The organism is Thalassovita sp. ABM4_323 (assembly GCF_056158665.1).
The window spans coordinates 1,123,779-1,142,430 of the sequence record NZ_JBSWTS010000007.1 but is presented as its reverse complement, the minus strand read 5'-3'; the positions used below and the strand labels follow the sequence as shown (position 1 = coordinate 1,142,430).

Genomic DNA, 18,652 nt, shown 5'->3' with positions numbered 1-18,652 from the left:
TCCGCTTTGAATATTCTTGAAGGACTTAGTCATGGCTCACCCCCAGATAGGCGTCGATGACGTCCTGATTGTTGCGCACCTCGTCAGGGGTGCCGTCGCCGATTTTCTTGCCGTAATCCATCACCACGACGCGGTCGGACAGATCCATCACAACGCCCATGTCGTGTTCAATCAGGGCGATGGTGGTGCCGAATTCATCGTTCACATCCAAGATAAAGCGGCTCATGTCCTCTTTTTCCTCGACGTTCATGCCGGCCATGGGTTCGTCCAGCAGCAGCAGCATCGGTTCCGCCGCCAGCGCGCGGGCCAGTTCGACCCGTTTCTTCAGACCGTAAGGCAGACGCGCAACCGGCGTTTTGCGGATCGACTGAATTTCCAGAAAGTCGATGATCTTCTCAACAACCTCGCGGTTTTCCACCTCTTCTTTCTCCGCTTTGCCTTTCCACATGGCTTGCTGGAAAATATTGGTGTTCATGTAGTTCAACCGGCCAGTCATCACGTTATCCAGCACGGTCATCCCTTCGAACAGAGCGATGTTCTGAAAGGTTCGGGCAATCCCCTGACGCGCGACCTCATAGGGGCGCATCTGCGGACGGCGCGCGCCCTTGAACCAGACCTCGCCTTCCTGAGGGATATAGAACCCTGAGATCACGTTCAGCATCGAGGATTTCCCCGCGCCGTTCGGGCCGATGATGGCGCGAATTTCACCTTCCTTGATGTCAAAGCTGATGTCGGTGATCGCCTTCACCCCGCCAAAACGCAGCGTGATGTTCTTCATCTCCATCAGGGTGCCGCCGATTTTGCGACCGTCTGCGGTGACGTAACCTTCTTCTTGCATAACCTGGTTCATTCTGCGGCCACCTTCTGCGTTGTCACCGGTGCGACGGTGGCGTCGATCAATTGCAGCGTGGCGCTGATCGAGCCCTTGCGGCCGTCCTCGTAAGTCACTTCGGTGGTGGTGTAGATTTCGTCTTTGCCGTCATACAGAGCGCCAATCAGGTCATCGAATTTCTCTTCGACGATCCGGCGGCGCACCTTGCGGGTGCGGGTCATTTCGCCGTCATCCGCGTCCAGTTCCTTGTGCAGAACCAGGAAACGGTGGATCTGACAGCCCGACAACATCTCGTCCTCGGCGACCGAGCGGTTCACCTCTTCGACATGCTCCTTGATGGTTTCCAGAACCTTGGGATGCCCCGCCAGTTCCTGATAACTGGAATAGGCGATGTTGTTGCGCTCGGCCCAGTTGCCAACGGCGCTCATGTCGATGTTGATGAAGGCCATGCACTTGTCGCGGCCATTGCCGAACAGAACGGCCTCCAGCACATTGGGAAAGAACTTCAGCTTGTTCTCGACATATTTGGGCGCGAACATGCTGCCATCGGCCATTTTACCAACATCCTTGGCGCGGTCGATGATCCGCAGATGGCCGGTGTCAGGCTCGACAAAGCCCGCATCCCCGGTGGCAACCCAGCCTTCGGGGTCCTTGGTCGAGGCGGTGCTTTCCGGGTTCTTGTAGTAGGATTCGAACACGCCGGGGCTGCGATAATACACTTCACCATTGTCATCGATCCGCAGTTCAACTCCGGGCGAGGGCACACCCACCGTGTCATTGCGCACTTCGCCGTCGGGCTGCTGCGTGATGAAAACAGTTGCCTCAGTCTGGCCGTACAGCTGTTTCAGGTTAATCCCGAGCGAGCGGTAGAATTCGAAAATCTCGGGGCCGATCGCCTCGCCTGCGGTATAGCCGATCCGCACGTTCGAAAAGCCCAGCGTGTTCTTCAGCGGGCCATAAATGAACAGATCGCCCAGGAAATACTTGAACCGATCCCAGGCGCCGACGGGTTTGCCATCCAGAATGGCGGGACCGACCTTTTTGGCGTGGGCCATGAAGATATCGAACAGGCGCTTCTTGAACTTGCCCGCGTCCTCCATCCGGATCATCACGTTGGTCAGCTGGGTTTCAAACACGCGCGGCGGGGCGAAATAATAGGTCGGCCCGATTTCGCGCAGGTCTGTTCCCATGGTCTCGGCGCTTTCGGGGCAGTTCACGCAGAAGCCCGTCCAATAGGCCTGCCCGACCGAGAAGATGAAATCACCCACCCAGGCCATCGGCAGATAGGCCAGGATTTCCTCGTCAATCGCCAGATGATCGAACTCGGACGAGTTCTTGGCGCTTTCGATCACATTGCGGTTGGACAGAACCACGCCCTTGGGCTTGCCCGTCGTCCCCGAGGTATACAACATCACGCATTGCGTATCGTAATCCAGCTTGGCCTTGCGGCGGTCCAGTTCCGGCGTCAGCTCGTCACGGGCGGCAAAGCCCTGTTCCTGCACATGGCTGAATTCATGCAACTGCGTGTGGTCGTATTTGCGCATCCCGCGCGGATCGACATAGATCATGTGTTCGAACTGATGCAGGCGGTCCTGCACCTCGATCACCTTGTCGACCTGTTCCTGATCTTCGGCGATGATGAAGCGCGCCCCGCAGTGATCCAGCACATAGGCCATCTCTTCGGCGGCGCTGTCCTGATACAGCGGCACGGGCACGGCACCAACGGACTGCGCGGCCACCATCGACCAATAGAAATGCGGGCGGTTACGTCCGATGATGGCGATGAAATCGCCCTCGTTCACGCCCATGTTGATAAGACCGCGCGCAAGATTGTTGATCTCGCGCTTTGCCTCGCTCCACGTCCAGCTCTGCCAGATGCCGAACTCTTTTTCCCGATATGCGGGGCGATCCCCGAACTCGGTGGCGTTACGCTGCAAAAGCGCCGGGATGGACGCAAGTCCACCGGCAGCCTGTGACGACTGTGCCAAATCTGTTCCTCCCAAATGGCCGTTCTTGGTGGCCTGTGCAGCCTGCGAACGACGATTCTCCCGCTTGCTAGGGTGCGCACTAATCTTTCGCGGTCAACTTTTTCGTGAACATTTCCCAATCGTTACAAATTGTAACAGGGTCTATTTCTTTGTCACAAATGGCGGTAACAGTAGGGAAACACGGGATTTTCTGCCCGTTGCACGCGGGGCTAAACAGGCCAATTACCGTTCAGTTTCAGCAAGTTACACAAAGGAGTGCCAATCTTGTTTCGCGATACGCGCACCTTGACGATGGCCGGGCTGAATCTGATTCAGCAGGCGCTCTCGATTTATGACAACGAGCTGAATCTGGTCGTATGCAACCGACGGTTTCGCGAGATGTTCGATCTGCCCGACGAATTGGTGACCCCCGGCGCCAGTTTCGAGGACACGATCCGCTATCTTACCGAACGCGGTGAATACGGCGACGAAACCAACGGCGATCAGGTGGTTCAGCAGCGGGTTGAACAGGCGCTGGCGTTTGCGCCGCACTATCTGGAACGCACCCGCCCGAACGGTCAGCGCATCTCGATCGAAGGCAGCCCGCTGCCCCAGGGCGGCTGGGTCGCCGTGTATACCGACATCACCCGGATCAAGAAACAAGAGGAACTGCTGCGCGCCCGGTCCGAGGAGCTGACCGACAAGGTGCTGGCCTATGCCGAGGAACTGTCCACCGCAAACCGCAAACTGGAATCAACCATCGGTGCCCTGGAAGAGGCCAAGCGCAGCCTGACCGAAATCGAGGCGCGCACCCGTCTGACCACTGAAATGATGCCCGCTCATATCGCCCATGTGGGGCCGGATCGGTGCTATACCTACTCGAACCGGCGCTTATCTGCGGTGATGCCGGGGCGGCCATTGGACATCGTGGGCATGTTTATCGGCGATGCGTTGGGCGAGGCCGCCTACGAGGCCATCCAACCCCATCTGGACAGTGCCTTTGACGGGTCCTCATCCGTGTTCGAATTCAACGACGAACAAAGCAGCCGACAAATCCGCGTCTCTTTTACCCCTGATCAGTCCCATAGTTCAGGGGCTGTCGCGGGGGTCTATATCATGTCGATGGACATCACCGAGGAAACGCAATCGCGCGCCGCCCTGCAACAGACTCGCCGCCGCGAAATGGCCGCGCAGCTGACCAGCGGGCTGGCACATGATTTTTCGAACCTGCTGACGATCATGCTGGGCAGCCAAAGCCGGTTGCAAAAGATGGAGCTGCCCGCCCCGGCGCGCGCACTGGTCAAGGCCTCGTTGTCGGCAGCCCAGCGCGGGGGCACCTTGCTGAACCGTTTGGCCGACATCACCGGCGCGCGCGACTGGAACCCGCAACCGGCCAGCCTGTCTGCGCTGTTGCGAGACATGAAAACTCTGGCGCTGCCCGCCCTACCCGACACGATGCGGCTGCATATCAACAATCTGGTGCGCGACGATACTCTGCTGTTGGACACGGGCATGTTGCAAGACAGCCTGCTGAACCTGATCCTGAACGCGCGCGATGCCTGCGGTGGCACAGGCAAGATCACCCTGACAGTATCACCCGTGCAAGGTGTCTGGATCGAGTTCGCCGTGATGGATGACGGCCCTGGGTTTTCCGAGGCCGCGCTGGAAAATGCATTGCAGCCGTTTTTCACCACCAAGGGCGGTGAAGGGTCCGGGCTGGGGCTGGCGATGGTCTATGACATGACCAAACTGGCCGGGGGGCGCGTGCGGCTTGGCAATACCGAGGACGGCGGCGGGCAAGTGATCCTGCGCTTGCCGCTGCGGGTCGTCGACACCATCGCCAAACCGGGCCTTGTATTGCTGGTCGAGGACAGCCCCGACCTGCGCACTGGCATACGTGAAATGCTCACCGATCTGGGGCATACGGTGATCGAGGCCTCGTCCGCCGAAGAGGCCCTGATCCTGCAATCCGAGCTGCCCGAGATCACACGCATCCTGTCCGATATCTCGCTGGCCGGAGAGATGACGGGCGTCGATTTCCTGCGTGCCCTTCCCAATGGGCATCCGCCCTGTTACCTCATGACCTCGCTGGCGCCGGATCACGACCTGTTTCGCGCTGCCACCCATTTAGCCCCAGTTTTGCCCAAACCCTTTTCCCAGGCTCAGCTGGCCACCTTGTTTCTGACCAAACCGCCGACACCATGACCCAGACACCTCTTGTTTCAATCCTTGATGACGAACCTGCGATCCGCTCGATGTTGTCGGTTGCCTTGGAAGAGGCCGGGTTTCGCACCATGAGCTTTGCCCGCGCGACCGAATTCGAAGCCTCGCTGAAAACCTCCACGCCCGATGTCTGCCTGGTCGATCTGTCCTTGCCTGATCGCGACGGGCTGACGCTGGTCCACCGTCTGGCGCTGGAACAGGGGGCGATCGTCATCATCATTTCCGGGCGCGCGCAGGTGCAGGATCGCGTAACGGGGCTGGAGTTGGGGGCCGATGACTATATCATCAAGCCCTTCGAGCCCTCCGAGGTGGTGGCCCGCATCCGTGCCCGTTTGCGCCGTGACAAACCTGCCCCTCAAACCGGGAACACCGCCGTTTTCAATGGCTGGAGCGCCCATTTCGATCGCTATATCCTGGAGGACGACACCGGCGCCGAAACCCCGTTTTCACATGCCGAAGGCGAGGTGTTGCGCTTGTTTCTGGAACGCCCCAAACGGCTGATTTCCCGCGCGTTGATGCAGGAAACGCTGGGCGGCGCGGCGGGCGAAAGCTTTGACCGGGCGATGGATGTGCGCATTTCACGCCTGCGGACCAAGCTAAAGGAAGACCCGAAAAACCCGCGTCTGATCAAAACGATCTACGGCGCGGGCTATATTTTCCTGGGCGATGTGGATTGGCGTTAACTTTTCGCTAATCAGACCAGCACCTTACCCACTTGCACCCAATTCGGCGGCACGATACGCTTGGGTATGCTCAGCTGCTTGATGTACCGCGACTGTCCCAAGACCGGGCGCGCCAGATATTACCGTGTGGAACTCTGCTATAACCTGTTCGAGGAGGTTTCCTTGCTGCGTGAATGGGGCCTGAAGGGCGGGCGCGGGGTGTCGCGGATAGATATCTATCACAGCTTGCGCAAGGCCTCTGAGGCCGCCGACAAAGTGCGCAACCGCACCCTAAAACGCGGCTATTCCCGCGCCTGATCCACGAAATCCTGTCGATGCGCCCGAAAAAATGGGATCAGCATGTCGCGAAACGCCTGGACCTTGGGGATGCGCGCGATATCGCGGTGCGAAAGCGCCCAGATATCGGCATAGTCCTGAGGCTCCATCACATCGACCTGCCGCAACCCGTTTGCGCGCCCCACAAACAACGGCATCCGGGCAACGCCCATCCCCGCTTTGGCCGCAGCGATCACCGCAATCATGTCGTCAAAACGCAGCAGGATCGGTGCATCCGGATGGCGGTGCAACGAGGCCTGCGGAGGCTGCGTCCAGTTGGTGAAGCCCAGCCAGCCCCAGTTTTCACCTGCCTCTATCTTTTGGGCCAGATCAGCCGAGGCTAAGGCCGCAGTTTGCTGCGCGGCCAGCCTTTGCCCCACAAGTGTTTCGTGCGGATTGCGCTGAATGCGTATGGCCAGGTCCGCCTCGCGCCGATTCAGATCCAACAGGTCATTCGTGGCCCGCACCGTCAGATCAACCCGGGGATAGGCGCGCATGAAATCCGCGATCACCTGATGCAGATGCGAGGCGATCAGCAGTTGCGGCGCGGTTACCACCAAGGGGCCCGCGACGTCCTCTTGCAAGCTGGACACCTCGCGCAGCAAATCCTGACTTTGCGCGTCCATCGCCTCGGCCCGGCGCGCCACGGCCAGCCCGGCTTGGGTCGGGTGATACCCATCCGCCAGCCGATCAAATAGGCGCGTGTTCAGCGCGGCCTCGGCCCGGGACACCCGGCGCGCTACCGTTGTATAGTTCACGCCCAGCGCTTGGGACGCCTTGGCCAGCGTCCCACCGCGAACCACGGCCAGAACCGTGCGCAGATCATCCCAGGATATCTCCATAGCATGCATTTTTGCATGTCTAACACGCAAATACACGCGTTTTATTTGCACACGACCCCACCCATTTTCCGGTCATCAACATAGGAGAGACCAAATGATCTATGCATTCGTTCATCTGAAAGTCACCGACCACGACGCCATGCTGGCCTATCGCGAGAAAGCAGGCGATGCGCTGGCCAAACACGGTGGTGGATTCGTCACCGTGGTGCCCGAACCCACGAAACTCGAGGGCCCGGTCAACGAACCCGACATGGCGGGCATTCTGTCCTTCCCGGATCGCGAAAGCGCGATGAACTGGTTCGAGGATTCAGAGCTGGCCGCGCTGCATGACAAACGCCGCAGCATCGGGGAATCTTCGATCATTCTGCTGGCTTGATCGCACCGAACTTAGCGTCAGTTTGATCAACGACGCTTGAACCTTGCTCTGGCTTTGCCTACCCCTGTCCCAAGCAAAGCCGGAGCGCCCATGTCCACCATTACTCTTATTCGTCACGGCCAGGCCAACACCGGCGCCCAGGACGAAGACAGCTATGACAATCTCAGCGATCTGGGCCGCCAGCAAGCCAAATGGCTGGGCGATCACCTGGACGACACGGGCGAGCATTTCGAGCGCGTCTACTGCGGCACCCTGCGCCGCCATCGCCAAACGGCCGAGGAGATGCGCGCCCATACCCGCGCCGAGATCATTCAGGACCCGCGCCTGAACGAGATGGAGTTCTTCACACTCGCCAATCTTTTGCTGGATCAGCAGGGCATCCCCCTGCCCGAAAACCGCGAGGATTTCGTGACCTATATGCCGATGATGCTGGCCAAATGGCAGGCGGGCGAGATCCAGGACCCCTACGAGACATTCCAACAATTCGAAACTCGCGTCTGGGAGGCCATTCTGGACATTGATCAGGGTCGCGGGCCCTCTTTGGTTGTGACCTCGGGCGGGTTGATCGGCATGTGTTTCAAACAGGCCATGCGGCTGGATGTAACAGCCTTTTCGCGCACCTGCATGGCGATCATGAACACCTCGATGCACCGGTTGCACCGGATCGGGGACGACCTGAGCATGACGCAATTCAACGCCATCCCGCATCTGGATCGCCCCGACCGCCAGTTTGCTCAAACGCATCTGTAATCAAAGGAAGCAGCCATGACACATCTTTGGGTTCGCGCCGAACAACGCGCCAACGAAGACCGCGTCGGCCTGACGCCCGAAGGCGCAAAGGCACTGATTGATGCCGGTATGCGGGTGACTCTCGAACAAAGCCAGACCCGTGCAATCCCTTTGCAGGGCTACATTGATGCCGGCGCAGACATCGCGCCGGAAAACAGCTGGCCCGACGCGCCACTGGACGCGATTATCTTTGGTCTGAAAGAACTGCCCGAAGACGGCACGCCCCTGCCACACAAACACATCATGTTTGGCCATGCCTTCAAGGGGCAGCATTCGGGTCGCGCGCTGCTGGAACGGTTCAAGGCCGGTGGCGGCACGCTCTATGATCTGGAATATCTGGTTGATGAAAGCGGTCGCCGGGTCGCCGCGTTTGGCTATTGGGCGGGCTATGCGGGCGCAGCGGTGACACTGAAAACATGGGCGGCCCAGCAGCGCGGTGAAATCTGCGGCCCTGTCGGGGTCTATCCCAACAAGGATGCCCTGAACGCTGAGCTGAGCCAGGAATTGAATGCCATTGGCGCTGATCGTCCGCGCGCCATCGTGATCGGTGCCCTGGGCCGCGTGGGCACCGGCGCGGCGGATCTGTGCAGCGCTATGGGTGTTGATGTCACCAAATGGGACATGGCCGAAACCGCCAGCGGAGGCCCCTTCCCCGAAATTCTGGAACACGACCTGTTCCTGAACTGTATCTTTGCCCGTCCGGGCACGCCTGTTTTCGTCCCGCGTGATGCCCTGGATGCGCCACGAGCCCTGACCGCGATCGGCGATGTCGCCTGTGACCCTGACAGCGACTATAATCCGGTGCCGGTCTATGACCGCGTCACCACCTGGGAGGCGCCTGCGCTGCGGGTCGCCGAGGCCCCGGTGATGGACGTGATGGCAATTGACAATTTGCCCTCGATGTTGCCGGTTGAAAGCTCGCAGGATTATGCCGCGCAGCTTTTGCCCTCGTTGCTGACACTGGATGCACTGACGGATGGTGTTTGGGGCCGCGCCGAGGCTGTGTTTCGCGACCATATCGAAACTCTCTGACCACAAAGGAGAGCCCACATGACCATTCATTGGTGCGGCACCGGCCTGTCGGCCATTCCCGGTCTGCGCCGCCTGTTGCAAGCGGATGACGCCGTCACTGTGTGGAACCGCACGACCGCCAAAGCAACCGAGGCTGTAGGGGACCTTACCGACGATATCCGCGCCTTTGATATCGACGCGCTCAGCGATGCGCTGAGCCCCGAGGACATCGTTGTGTCCATGCTGCCGGGGGATTGGCATGTCCCCCTGGCACAGCTTTGCCTGACCAAAGGGGCGCATTTCGTGTCGTCCTCGTATATCTCACCGGAAATGCGTGCTTTGGATGGTGCAGCCCGCGACAAGGGGCTGTGTTTTGTGAACGAGGTCGGGCTGGACCCTGGCATCGATCATCTGATGGCGCATGAACTGGTCGCAGCCTACCGAGCCTCGAGCGCCTATGACGCCGGCAACACACTGTCGTTCATTTCTTACTGCGGCGGCATTCCCAAACATCCCAATCCTTTCCGCTATAAATTCAGCTGGTCGCCTTTGGGCGTGCTCAAGGCATTACGGTCGCCCTCGCGCTCGATCCGCGATTTCACGCAACTGGACGTGAACCGGCCATGGGATGCGATCAGCCGCTACGACGCTCCGCTGCCCGCGCCTGAAACGTTCGAGGTCTACCCGAACCGGGATTCCCTGCCCTTTATGGCCGACTACAAGTTCAACCCGGATTGGCAGGTCAAAGAATTCGTGCGCGGCACATTGCGGTTGAGAGGATGGGCCGAGGCCTGGGCGGATGTCTTCGCCGAAATCGAAACGCTGAAGGGGGACGCGGGCGAGACCCGCCTGGCCGAAATGTCCGATCAGTTCTGGGCCGAAAACGCCTATGACGATGGGGAACCCGACCGAGTGGTGATGTGTGTCAGCCTGAAGGCTGAAAACAATGAACAGCCCGTCTGGCATCAGACCTACACGATGGATGCCTGGGGCGATGCTGACGGCACTGCCATGGCGCGTTTGGTCTCTGTGCCCGTTTCGCTCGCGGTTCAGGCGGTGGCCAGGCGTGCAATTCCCGCAGGTGTCAGCGCTGCGCCGTCAGATCCGAAATTGGTGAAACAATGGTTGGCCGAGATCGACACTCTGGCTCAACATCTGGCCATCGTCGATCATCTTTGATCCTTCGCACCAGCCAAGAATCATAGATGCGCCTGCTGGGAGTGGCAGGCGCATCTTTTGTTCCGCATAGTGCTTAGTATGCGGGGAATTCGATGTTGCCGGTGTCGGCAGCGCCATCAAAGACATAGGCAGTGGTCAGGTCGCTAACGGCAGGCGTATCGGTGATGCCCAGGCTTTGCACGATCTGTTCGCCGAAGGTCACGTTGACTTCGTTGAAACGCTCGCCCGAGTCAGCGGGGCCAAAAACGGTTTCAGCGGGAACGCTGCGGGTCATGACGATGGCATCGCCATCAACGTTCTGCGCAACAGCAGGAGCAGCAAAGCCAAAGGCAGCGATAGCGGTGATGATTGCATATTTCATTGTGTATTTCCTTTCCGGTTTGGGTGATCGCTCGTTCGATCTGAACCCGAAATGGGGCCGGAAAGGCGCGTCCTCAAGGGGCGCAACCCTCTGAAATACGTGCGAAAATTCAGGACTACTCTGCATTTCCGCACGACACAAACGCGTGAGCAGGCAAGCCTCTGAAATCTCAGAAAAATTGCTGCATTGCAGCGGGAAAACGCCCCGATTTTCACGCCTTCTCACGCGCATCGCGAGGACACGTGAAATTTCGCGTCTTGAATTCGGGGAATTCTAACCTTGGGCGTCAGCCGCCGCGGATCAGGTCATCTTCTTCGTCTTGGACAGACAGACCCAGGGCTTCCAGCCCGGTTTCAAGGTGATCCGACAGATGCGGCGTGCCAATCAAATAGTCGGGCGTGGGCACCGTGGCCTCGGCAATGGCGGTGGCGCGGGCCTCTTCGAATTCGTCTGCATCAAAGCTGTCGCGTCCGATCCACATCACGGCGACCAGATCCACTTGTTCTTCTTCGGTCAGCCGATCCAGAAAAGCGCGCAGCTCTCCTTCGGCGCGGTCCAGTTCGCGGGCCATCAGGATGACATTGGCGACTTTGGTCAAATTGATCTGTAGCATCGGTGCTCTCCTGTCTGCGCTTAGTCACCGCACAGTGGCCCGATCAGCGCTGACGCGCCTTGATCTGGGGCAAAGACGCCTAGGCGCCCTTGGGGCGGTCGATGCGAACCACGGGCTGCTCGGCTTCGGGGGCCAATTCCTCGAAGTCGAAATTGTCCAGACGGCGGGCACGGCGGCCAGCCTTGTCCGCGCTGATCTTGATTTCCGAGATATCCTTGGCCGCCTGCCCGAAATGCCGGTCCAGGTTTTCCACCCGCGTGCCCAGACGCTCCACATCGGCGAATAGCAGGGCCAGTTCTTTGCGAATGGCCCCGGCCTGCTCGCGCATTCGAGCGTCTTTCAGGATCGCGCGCATCGTATTCAGCGTGGCCATGCAAGTCGTGGGCGACACGATCCAGACCCGTTTGTCGAACCCTTCACGCACAAGTTCGGGGAAGCGCGAGTGCAGCTCGGCATAGACGGCCTCGGAGGGCAGGAACATCAACGCACCATCGGCGGTTTCGCCCTCGATCAGGTACTTTTCCGAAATCGCCTTGATATGGGTGCGCACGGCCTGACGCAGCATCGTGGCCGCGCGGTTGAACTGGTCCTGCGTTTCCGAGCGGATCAGCGCCTCGTAAGGTTCCAGCGGGAATTTACTGTCGATCACGATGGGGCCCGGCGGGTTGGGCAGATGGATCAGGCAGTCGGCACGCCTGCCGTTGGACAGGGTCGCCTGCCAGGTAAAGCTGTCCGCGGGCAGCGCTTTGGACACGATATCGCGCAGCTGGATTTCGCCAAAGGCCCCGCGCGTTTGTTTGTTCGACAGGATGTCCTGCAAGCTCAGCACATCGCCCGACAGCTTGGTGATATTGTCCTGCGCCTTGTCGATGGCCTGCAAGCGTTGCTGCAATTCACCCAAGGAATGCGCCGTGCGCCGGGCCGAGCCTTGCAGGTTCTCGGTCATGTTATGATTCACCTGCGCCAGCCGCTTTTCCATCAATTGCAACATATTGGATTGCGAGGCCGCCTGCGCCTCGGACACATGGGTCAAACCTCCGGCAAGCTGCTGCTGCCCGTCCGACAGCATCTGCACACGCTGGCCCAAGTGCTGCATCTGTTGCGACAGCGGCGCGGCCATGCGAGCGGATTGTCCAGCAGCGCGCACAGCCATGATCAGCAGGATCACGATCAACAGCACGACGGCACCACCCGCCAACAGAGCCATCGTCAAAGGATCGCTCAGGTCATAGGTCTGTCCGTTGATCGTCATGTTGTCCGTCCAAATAGGCGTTCAATATCGGCAAGCCGCAGCTCCACATAGGTGGGGCGGCCGTGGTTGCATTGGCCGGAATGAGGCGTGGCCTCCATCTCGCGCAGCAGGGCATTCATTTCCTCGGCGCGCATCCGACGACCCGAGCGGATCGAGCCATGGCAGGCCACGCGCGACAGGATCGCCTCGATCCGGGCTTGCACGGTCTGACTGCTGCCCAGATCGGCCAGCTCGTCCAGAATGTCCAGGATCATGGCGCGGGCGTTCACCTCGCCCAGAATGGCAGGGGTTTCGCGCACAGCCAGCGCGCCACCACCGAAGGGCTCGATGAACAGGCCCAGTTTCTGCAGGTCCTCAGACAGGTCCAGAATGCGGGTGCAATCGCCCTCGGAAAGCTCGACAATTTCGGGGATCAAAAGCGCTTGCGATGCCACGCCGTTCTCGGCCATCTGCGCCTTTAGCTTTTCATAGACCAGCCGTTCATGCGCAGCGTGCTGGTCCACGATGACCATGCCGGTTTCCGTCTGTGCGATGATATAGTTTTCATGCACCTGCGCGCGGGCAGCCCCCAACGGCAGCCGCTCCAGCGGGGTTTCTTCGGGGGTCTCGATCACCTCTTCGACGCGGGCGCTGTAGGCATCGCCCAGATCGGCAAAGCCCGGCGCGGGCGCCTGCGCCTGATAACTGGCGCGCATCGCCCCCATCGAGGGCCGATCCATCTGGTAAACTCGCGCCAGGGCCTCCACCGGTTCGGGCCGGAAAGCGCCCAAGGTGGCATTCGCAACGGTGGTCGAGGCACGGTGCCCGGCCTCGGCCAACGCATGACGCAGCGCAGACACGATCAGCCCGCGCACCACGCCGGGATCACGGAACCGGACCTCGGATTTCGCTGGATGCACGTTTACGTCCACCTTGTGGGAATCGCATTCGATGAACAGGGCGGCGGCGGGGTGACGGTCGCGGCTGAGGAAGTCGAAATACGCGCCCTTCAGCGCACCATACAGCAGCTTGTCCCGCACGGGACGGCCATTGACGAACAGGAACTGCGCCACGGACGAGCCGCGCGAATACGTCGGCAGCGCGGCATAGCCAGTCAGCAGGAAACCTTCACGCTCGGCGTCGATCTTCAGCGAATTCTCGGCGAACTCGGCGCCCAAAATACGGGCCAACCGGCCATGGAGCGCATCGAACAGATCGCCGCTTTCTGGATCTGCACGGAAGGTCACGCGGCCCTCGCCGCCGCCCGAGACATCGCGCAGGGTGAAGCCCACGACAGGTTCCGCCATGGCCAGACGTTTGACGGTGTCGGTGATGGTCTGCATCTCGGCCCGGTCCGTGCGCAGGAATTTCAAACGGGCGGGCGTGGCATAGAACAGATCGCGCAGTTCCACCACAGTGCCGCTGGTCAGGGCTGCGGGTTTCACGGGCGACATCTCTCCGCCAGCCACGGCGATTTGAGCGGCGTCCTGCCCGGCCACACGACTGGTGATGGTCAGCCGTCCAACAGCCCCCAACGAGGGCAGCGCCTCGCCCCGAAACCCGAAACTGTGGATGTTCAGCAGGTCGGTACCGTCGATCTTCGAGGTCGCATGGCGCGACAAGGCCAGCGGCAACTGCTCGGGCGCGATGCCGCAACCATCGTCGGTGACCTTGATCAGCGTCTTACCCCCGTCAGCGATGGAAATATCAATCCGGCGGGCCCCGGCATCCAGCGCGTTCTCAACCAGCTCTTTCACGGCCGAGGCGGGGCGCTCGACCACCTCACCAGCGGCGATCCGGTTGATCGCAGCGTCGTCTAGTTGCCGAATGACGGGCTGATCTGTGGATATCTTGGGGTTTGGCTGAGACATACCCCAACCTGTAGCATAGCCTGCGCCAATTCTGCCAACGGGATTTCACGCTTTGTTCACGAGGGGCGCAGACCAAAGAAAAAGCCCGGGCGCAGGACGCCCGGGCAGGTTTCAAGCTGATAGGAAGGAAAATCAGCCTTTGGAGAACTCGGGGTATGCTTCCATACCCAGCTCGGCCATATCCAGACCGTTGATCTCGGTTTCTTCGTCAACACGCAGGCCCATGACCATTTTCAGGATGAACCAGACGACTGCCGACATGACCACAGTGGCCGCGCCGATGACGATGATACCGTACAGCTGAGCACCGATGGTTGCGTCACCGTTGGTGAAGACAACAGCGATGGTGCCCCAGATACCGGCGATCAGGTGGACCGGGATGGCGCCAACCACGTCGTCGATTTTCAGCTTGTCCAGCATCGGAACCGCGAAGACCACGATCACACCGCCGACTGCACCGATCAGGGTTGCTGCGCCCAGGGTGGGGGTCAGCGGCTCTGCGGTGATCGACACCAGGCCAGCCAGCGCGCCGTTCAGCACCATGGTCAGGTCAGGCTTTTTGTACAGGATCTGCGTCAGGATCAGGGCTGCGATAGCGCCGCCTGCTGCTGCAGTGTTGGTGTTCGAGAAGATACGCGACACGTCGGCAACGTCACCAACCGAGCCCATGGCCAGCTGCGAACCACCGTTGAAGCCGAACCAACCCAGCCACAGGATGAATGTACCCAGAGTTGCCAGAGTCAGGTTCGAACCGGGCATCGGGATGGTTTTGCCATCTTTGTATTTACCCAGACGCGGGCCCAGGATGATGGCGCCAGTCAGAGCAGCCCAGCCGCCGACCGAGTGCACGATGGTCGAACCAGCGAAGTCCGAGAAGCCAGCTTCGCCAACGAAACCGCCGCCCCAGGTCCACGATGCGGTGAACGGGTAGATGATGGCCGTCAGGATGATGGTGAAGATCAGGAAGGGCCACAGCTTGATACGCTCGGCCAGGGTGCCCGAAACGATCGAGGCAGTCGCGGCACAGAACATCAGCTGGAAGAAGAAGTCCGAACCGGTCGACGCATAGGAATAATCGTCGGCTGCATCAGCAGTTACGCCAACGGCTTCCAGGACACCAGGGCCCCAAACGCCGGACAGGATACCTTCGACCGACCAGGTGCCCAGCGGGTACATCAGGTTATAACCGATCAGGTAGTAGAAGATGGCGGCCAGACCGAACAGCGCCATGTTTTTGGTCAGCTGCATGGCAACGTTTTTCGAACGCACCAGGCCGGCTTCCAGCATGGCAAAACCAGCGGCCATGAAGAACACCAGGAAGCCGCCCACCAGGAACAGCAGCGAGTTCAGGATGAAGACGGTGTCCGTCGAGGGGTTCACGCCCGCTACCGGCCCTTCGTCTGCAAGACCCAGGCTGGGCAGCGCGGTCAGCGCGGCGGCCAGGGCCAGTTTTTTCGTCAGGTTCATAGTCATTTCCTTAGTTTCCCCCGTGCGCGACTTACAGCGCGTCATCGTTCAATTCGCCGGTACGCACGCGAACTGCTTGTGCGACATCCAGCACGAAAATCTTGCCGTCGCCGATTTTGCCGGTGCGGGCAGTGTTGGTGATGGTTTCAACGACCTGATCGGCCATCGAAGCATTCACAACGATTTCCAGTTTGATTTTCGGCACGAAGTTCACCGCGTATTCTGCACCGCGATAAATTTCAGTGTGGCCGGACTGCGAGCCGAAACCTTTGATTTCGGTCACCATCATGCCGCGCACGCCGATGTCGGTCAGTGCTTCACGGACCTCCTCCAGCTTGAACGGTTTGATCGTAGCAATGATGAGTTTCACCTTGATCCCCTTGTCGTTATGCTGCGGGAAGCCCCCGCTGATTGCACCCGCAGCAAAACACGAGGATTGGGCGGTTCGTGAAGGGAACAGCCCAAAAATGCGACTGTTTTGAGGTCGGAATGATTAAAAATTAATCGCACATGATTATTTGCACAAAAAGTGTGCACAATAAAAACGCCTATATGAACACATCATTAACTCAACAATCGCGATTGCAGGGGATATGATGCGCAAAACAGCAGGCTCGGGCAGGGCAGGACATGAGTGATTTACGGCGCAAGAAGCCAACTTTGGTTGCGGACAAACGGTATGGGTCCGGGAAAAAGGCTGCAAAACCGGCGGCCAAAAAGCCGCAAGCCAAGCCCGCCCCCAAGAAACCAGCCAAGAAAAAACCGGTGCCCAAACGCAAACCGGCGGCCAAGAAGCCCAAGCGCAATCCCGTCATTGCAGCCATTTTGGCCCTGTTTCGTTGGGTTTTCCGCCTGGTCTGGGGGTTTTCCTGGCGTATTGGCCTGATCTGCTGTGTGCTGGTCGCGCTGGCCGTGGGCTATGTCTATACGACCCTTCCCCCACTTGCCGAGCTTCTGGACGGGCGCGCCAAGGGCTCGGTCACGATGATGGATCGCGACGAAAAGATCTTTGCCTGGCGCGGGGACACGTTTGGCGGGGCTGTCACAGCTGATTCTGTCTCGCCACACCTGAAAAACGCGGTGATCGCGACCGAGGACAAGCGATTCTACCGCCATTTTGGCCTCAGCCCGCGCGGCATCGCCAGCGCCGTGCGCATCAACCTGCGCGAAGGGCGCGGGCCTTTGTCGGGGCACGGGGGCTCGACCATCACACAGCAGACCGCCAAACTGTTGTGTCTGGGCGTGGTGTATGACGAGACCCAGTGGAAAAGCGAAGCCGCCTACGAGGCCGACTGCCGGCGCGGCTCGCTATGGCGCAAAGGCAAAGAGGCGATCTTTGCCCTGGCGATGGAGACCAAGTACACCAAGGACGAAATCCTCAGTATCTATCTGAACCGCGCCTATATGGGCGGTGGCGCCTATGGGGCCGAGGCCGCCGCGCAGCGTTTCTTTGGCAAACCCGCCGCCCAGCTGAACCCCGCCGAGGGCGCGATGCTGGCAGGTCTGCTGACGGCACCGACCAGCCTGGCGCCGACCAACAGCTTGATCAAATCGCAAAACCGCGCAGGCGTGGTTATCGGTCTGATGCAGGAACAGGGCTATCTGTCTGACCGCGCCGCCCAAGAGGCACTGGACAACCCTGCCCAGCTGTCCGAAGCCGCCGAGGCCCGCGCCGGTGGGTATTTCGCGGATTGGGTGATGTCCTCGGGGCCGGAATTCTTTACCCGCAATTCCTCCACGGACGTGTTGATCAAGACCACGCTGGATCAACGCCTGCAAACCGCTGCTGAAGAGGCGCTGGCCTATATCTTTGAGAACAAGGTGCGCGAAGGGTCCAAGGCACAGGCCGCCATTGTTGTCATGAGCGCCGATGGCGCCGTGCGCGCCATGGTGGGCGGACGTAAAACCAAGGTCGCCGGGGCCTTTAACCGGGCAACACAGGCTTTGCGTCAGACGGGTTCCAGCTTCAAACCCTTTGTTTATGCGACCGCGCTGGAAATGGGCTGGTCCTCGAATGACGTGGTGGTCGACGAGGAAATCACCATCAATATCCCCGGCTCTGGCCCCTGGACGCCGCAGAACTATGACCGCAAATTCCACGGCCGTGTGACCCTGAAAGAGGCCCTGCGCACCTCGTTGAACATCCCGGCGGTGAAGATGGCGCAGGAGGTGGGGCTGGAGAACGTGCGCCGTGTGGCCGCTGATTTTGGATTGGAATCAGACCTGGCGCAGGGGCCTGCGCTGGCGCTTGGCGCCTCGGAATCCACATTGATCGAGATGACCGGCGCCTATGCGGGCATCTTGAACGGTGGGAGCTCGGTCAAACCCTATGGGCTGGTAGAGCTGCGCATGCAGGGCGACAGAGACCCGCTGATGACTGCCACGGGGGGCATCGGAGAGCGCGTGATCCGCCGAGAGGCCGCCGAAGAATTGACCTGGATGATGTATGTCGCCGCAACCGAGGGCACAGGCCGTCGCGCCGTGCTGCCCGACCGACAGATCGCGGGCAAAACGGGCACGACCCAAGCCGCGCGCGACGCTTGGTTCATCGGCTTTAGCGCGGACTATGTGGCGGGCGTCTGGATGGGTTACGACGACAACACGCCCTTGACCGGGGTCACCGGATCGGGCCTGCCCGCCGAGATCTGGCACGAAACCATGAAACGCGTTCACGAAGGTGTTCCCGTGTCGCCCTTGCCGATGATGCAGGGAGGATCGGAGGCGCGCATGACCAAACCGGATCGCGACAAGACAAAACGCGGGATCGAGAAGCTGTTGGACGACCTGCTGGGCACCAATCACTAAGGCTGCGCTTAGAGAGAGGGGAGTGGGGCTCTGCCCCGTCCGCTGACGCGGACTCCCCGGGGTATTTGGGCCAAGAAAAAGCTGGTT

Annotated in this window: 17 protein-coding genes; 8 read left to right on the top strand and 9 right to left on the bottom strand. The window is 60.1% G+C overall.

What is annotated here, in order from left to right; genetic code table 11:
• Window positions 1–25: 25 nt before the first annotated feature.
• Window positions 26–850: an ABC transporter ATP-binding protein gene (locus ACXADQ_RS07965; RefSeq protein WP_475318348.1), complete on the bottom strand. Its 825-nt coding sequence runs from the start codon at window positions 848–850 to the stop codon at window positions 26–28.
• The gene (locus ACXADQ_RS07960; RefSeq protein ID WP_475318344.1) at window positions 847–2,820 is read right to left on the bottom strand and encodes an AMP-binding protein; all 1,974 of its coding nucleotides are present in this window, start codon (window positions 2,818–2,820) and stop codon (window positions 847–849) included. The genes ACXADQ_RS07965 and ACXADQ_RS07960 overlap by 4 nt, the downstream gene beginning before the upstream one ends.
• A 291-nt stretch (window positions 2,821–3,111) precedes the next feature.
• Here ACXADQ_RS07960 and ACXADQ_RS07955 point away from each other — a divergent pair, with 291 nt between their 5' ends.
• The 3 genes from ACXADQ_RS07955 to ACXADQ_RS07945 all read left to right on the top strand — a co-directional run bounded on the left by ACXADQ_RS07955 (window position 3,112) and on the right by ACXADQ_RS07945 (window position 6,002).
• Window positions 3,112–5,004: a hybrid sensor histidine kinase/response regulator gene (locus ACXADQ_RS07955; RefSeq protein WP_475326052.1), complete on the top strand. Its 1,893-nt coding sequence runs from the start codon at window positions 3,112–3,114 to the stop codon at window positions 5,002–5,004.
• Window positions 5,001–5,705 carry a response regulator transcription factor gene (locus tag ACXADQ_RS07950; protein WP_475318341.1) on the top strand — a complete coding sequence of 235 codons (705 nt, stop codon included), beginning with the start codon at window positions 5,001–5,003 and terminating at the stop codon, window positions 5,703–5,705. Before ACXADQ_RS07955 ends, ACXADQ_RS07950 begins: the two co-directional genes overlap by 4 nt.
• A 66-nt stretch (window positions 5,706–5,771) precedes the next feature.
• On the top strand, window positions 5,772–6,002 hold the full coding sequence (locus tag ACXADQ_RS07945; protein ID WP_475318337.1) for a WGR domain-containing protein: 231 nt from the start codon (window positions 5,772–5,774) through the stop codon (window positions 6,000–6,002).
• Here ACXADQ_RS07945 and ACXADQ_RS07940 read toward each other — a convergent pair.
• The gene (locus tag ACXADQ_RS07940; RefSeq protein WP_475318334.1) at window positions 5,987–6,862 is read right to left on the bottom strand and encodes a LysR family transcriptional regulator; all 876 of its coding nucleotides are present in this window, start codon (window positions 6,860–6,862) and stop codon (window positions 5,987–5,989) included. The genes ACXADQ_RS07945 and ACXADQ_RS07940 overlap by 16 nt on opposite strands.
• 94 nt (window positions 6,863–6,956) lie before the next feature.
• Here ACXADQ_RS07940 and ACXADQ_RS07935 point away from each other — a divergent pair, with 94 nt between their 5' ends.
• The 4 genes from ACXADQ_RS07935 (at window position 6,957) to ACXADQ_RS07920 (ending at window position 10,217) form a co-directional block, all read left to right on the top strand.
• Window positions 6,957–7,238 (top strand): DUF1330 domain-containing protein, encoded by a 282-nt coding sequence (locus ACXADQ_RS07935; protein WP_475318329.1) that lies wholly within the window; start codon window positions 6,957–6,959, stop codon window positions 7,236–7,238.
• 90 nt (window positions 7,239–7,328) lie between these two features.
• Window positions 7,329–7,988 (top strand): histidine phosphatase family protein, encoded by a 660-nt coding sequence (locus ACXADQ_RS07930; protein WP_475318325.1) that lies wholly within the window; start codon window positions 7,329–7,331, stop codon window positions 7,986–7,988.
• A 15-nt stretch (window positions 7,989–8,003) separates the two neighbouring features.
• Window positions 8,004–9,059: a saccharopine dehydrogenase gene (locus tag ACXADQ_RS07925; protein WP_475318321.1), complete on the top strand. Its 1,056-nt coding sequence runs from the start codon at window positions 8,004–8,006 to the stop codon at window positions 9,057–9,059.
• 18 nt (window positions 9,060–9,077) lie between these two features.
• The gene (locus ACXADQ_RS07920) at window positions 9,078–10,217 is read left to right on the top strand and encodes a saccharopine dehydrogenase family protein (protein ID WP_475318316.1); all 1,140 of its coding nucleotides are present in this window, start codon (window positions 9,078–9,080) and stop codon (window positions 10,215–10,217) included.
• A gap of 73 nt (window positions 10,218–10,290) precedes the next feature.
• Here ACXADQ_RS07920 and ACXADQ_RS07915 read toward each other — a convergent pair whose 3' ends face one another.
• From ACXADQ_RS07915 to ACXADQ_RS07890, 6 genes are all read right to left on the bottom strand, one after another.
• On the bottom strand, window positions 10,291–10,578 hold the full coding sequence (locus ACXADQ_RS07915; RefSeq protein WP_475318313.1) for a hypothetical protein: 288 nt from the start codon (window positions 10,576–10,578) through the stop codon (window positions 10,291–10,293).
• 286 nt (window positions 10,579–10,864) lie between these two features.
• Window positions 10,865–11,191, bottom strand: coding sequence for a DUF3775 domain-containing protein (locus ACXADQ_RS07910; protein WP_475318310.1), 327 nt, complete (start codon window positions 11,189–11,191; stop codon window positions 10,865–10,867).
• A gap of 79 nt (window positions 11,192–11,270) precedes the next feature.
• Complete coding sequence (locus ACXADQ_RS07905; protein ID WP_475318304.1) at window positions 11,271–12,443, bottom strand: DNA recombination protein RmuC; 1,173 nt, start codon at window positions 12,441–12,443, stop codon at window positions 11,271–11,273.
• A complete protein-coding gene (gene mutL, locus ACXADQ_RS07900) occupies window positions 12,440–14,293 on the bottom strand; it encodes a DNA mismatch repair endonuclease MutL (RefSeq protein ID WP_475318298.1) in 1,854 nt (617 codons plus the stop codon). Before mutL ends, ACXADQ_RS07905 begins: the two co-directional genes overlap by 4 nt.
• Before the next feature lie 132 nt (window positions 14,294–14,425).
• Entirely contained in the window at window positions 14,426–15,760 is a 1,335-nt protein-coding gene (locus tag ACXADQ_RS07895) for an ammonium transporter (RefSeq protein ID WP_475318292.1), read from the bottom strand.
• A 31-nt stretch (window positions 15,761–15,791) separates the two neighbouring features.
• The gene (locus ACXADQ_RS07890) at window positions 15,792–16,130 is read right to left on the bottom strand and encodes a P-II family nitrogen regulator (protein WP_475318289.1); all 339 of its coding nucleotides are present in this window, start codon (window positions 16,128–16,130) and stop codon (window positions 15,792–15,794) included.
• 260 nt (window positions 16,131–16,390) lie between these two features.
• Here ACXADQ_RS07890 and ACXADQ_RS07885 point away from each other — a divergent pair, with 260 nt between their 5' ends.
• Window positions 16,391–18,565, top strand: a complete 2,175-nt coding sequence (locus ACXADQ_RS07885) for a transglycosylase domain-containing protein (protein WP_475318286.1) — start codon at window positions 16,391–16,393, stop codon at window positions 18,563–18,565.
• Window positions 18,566–18,652: the final 87 nt, after the last annotated feature.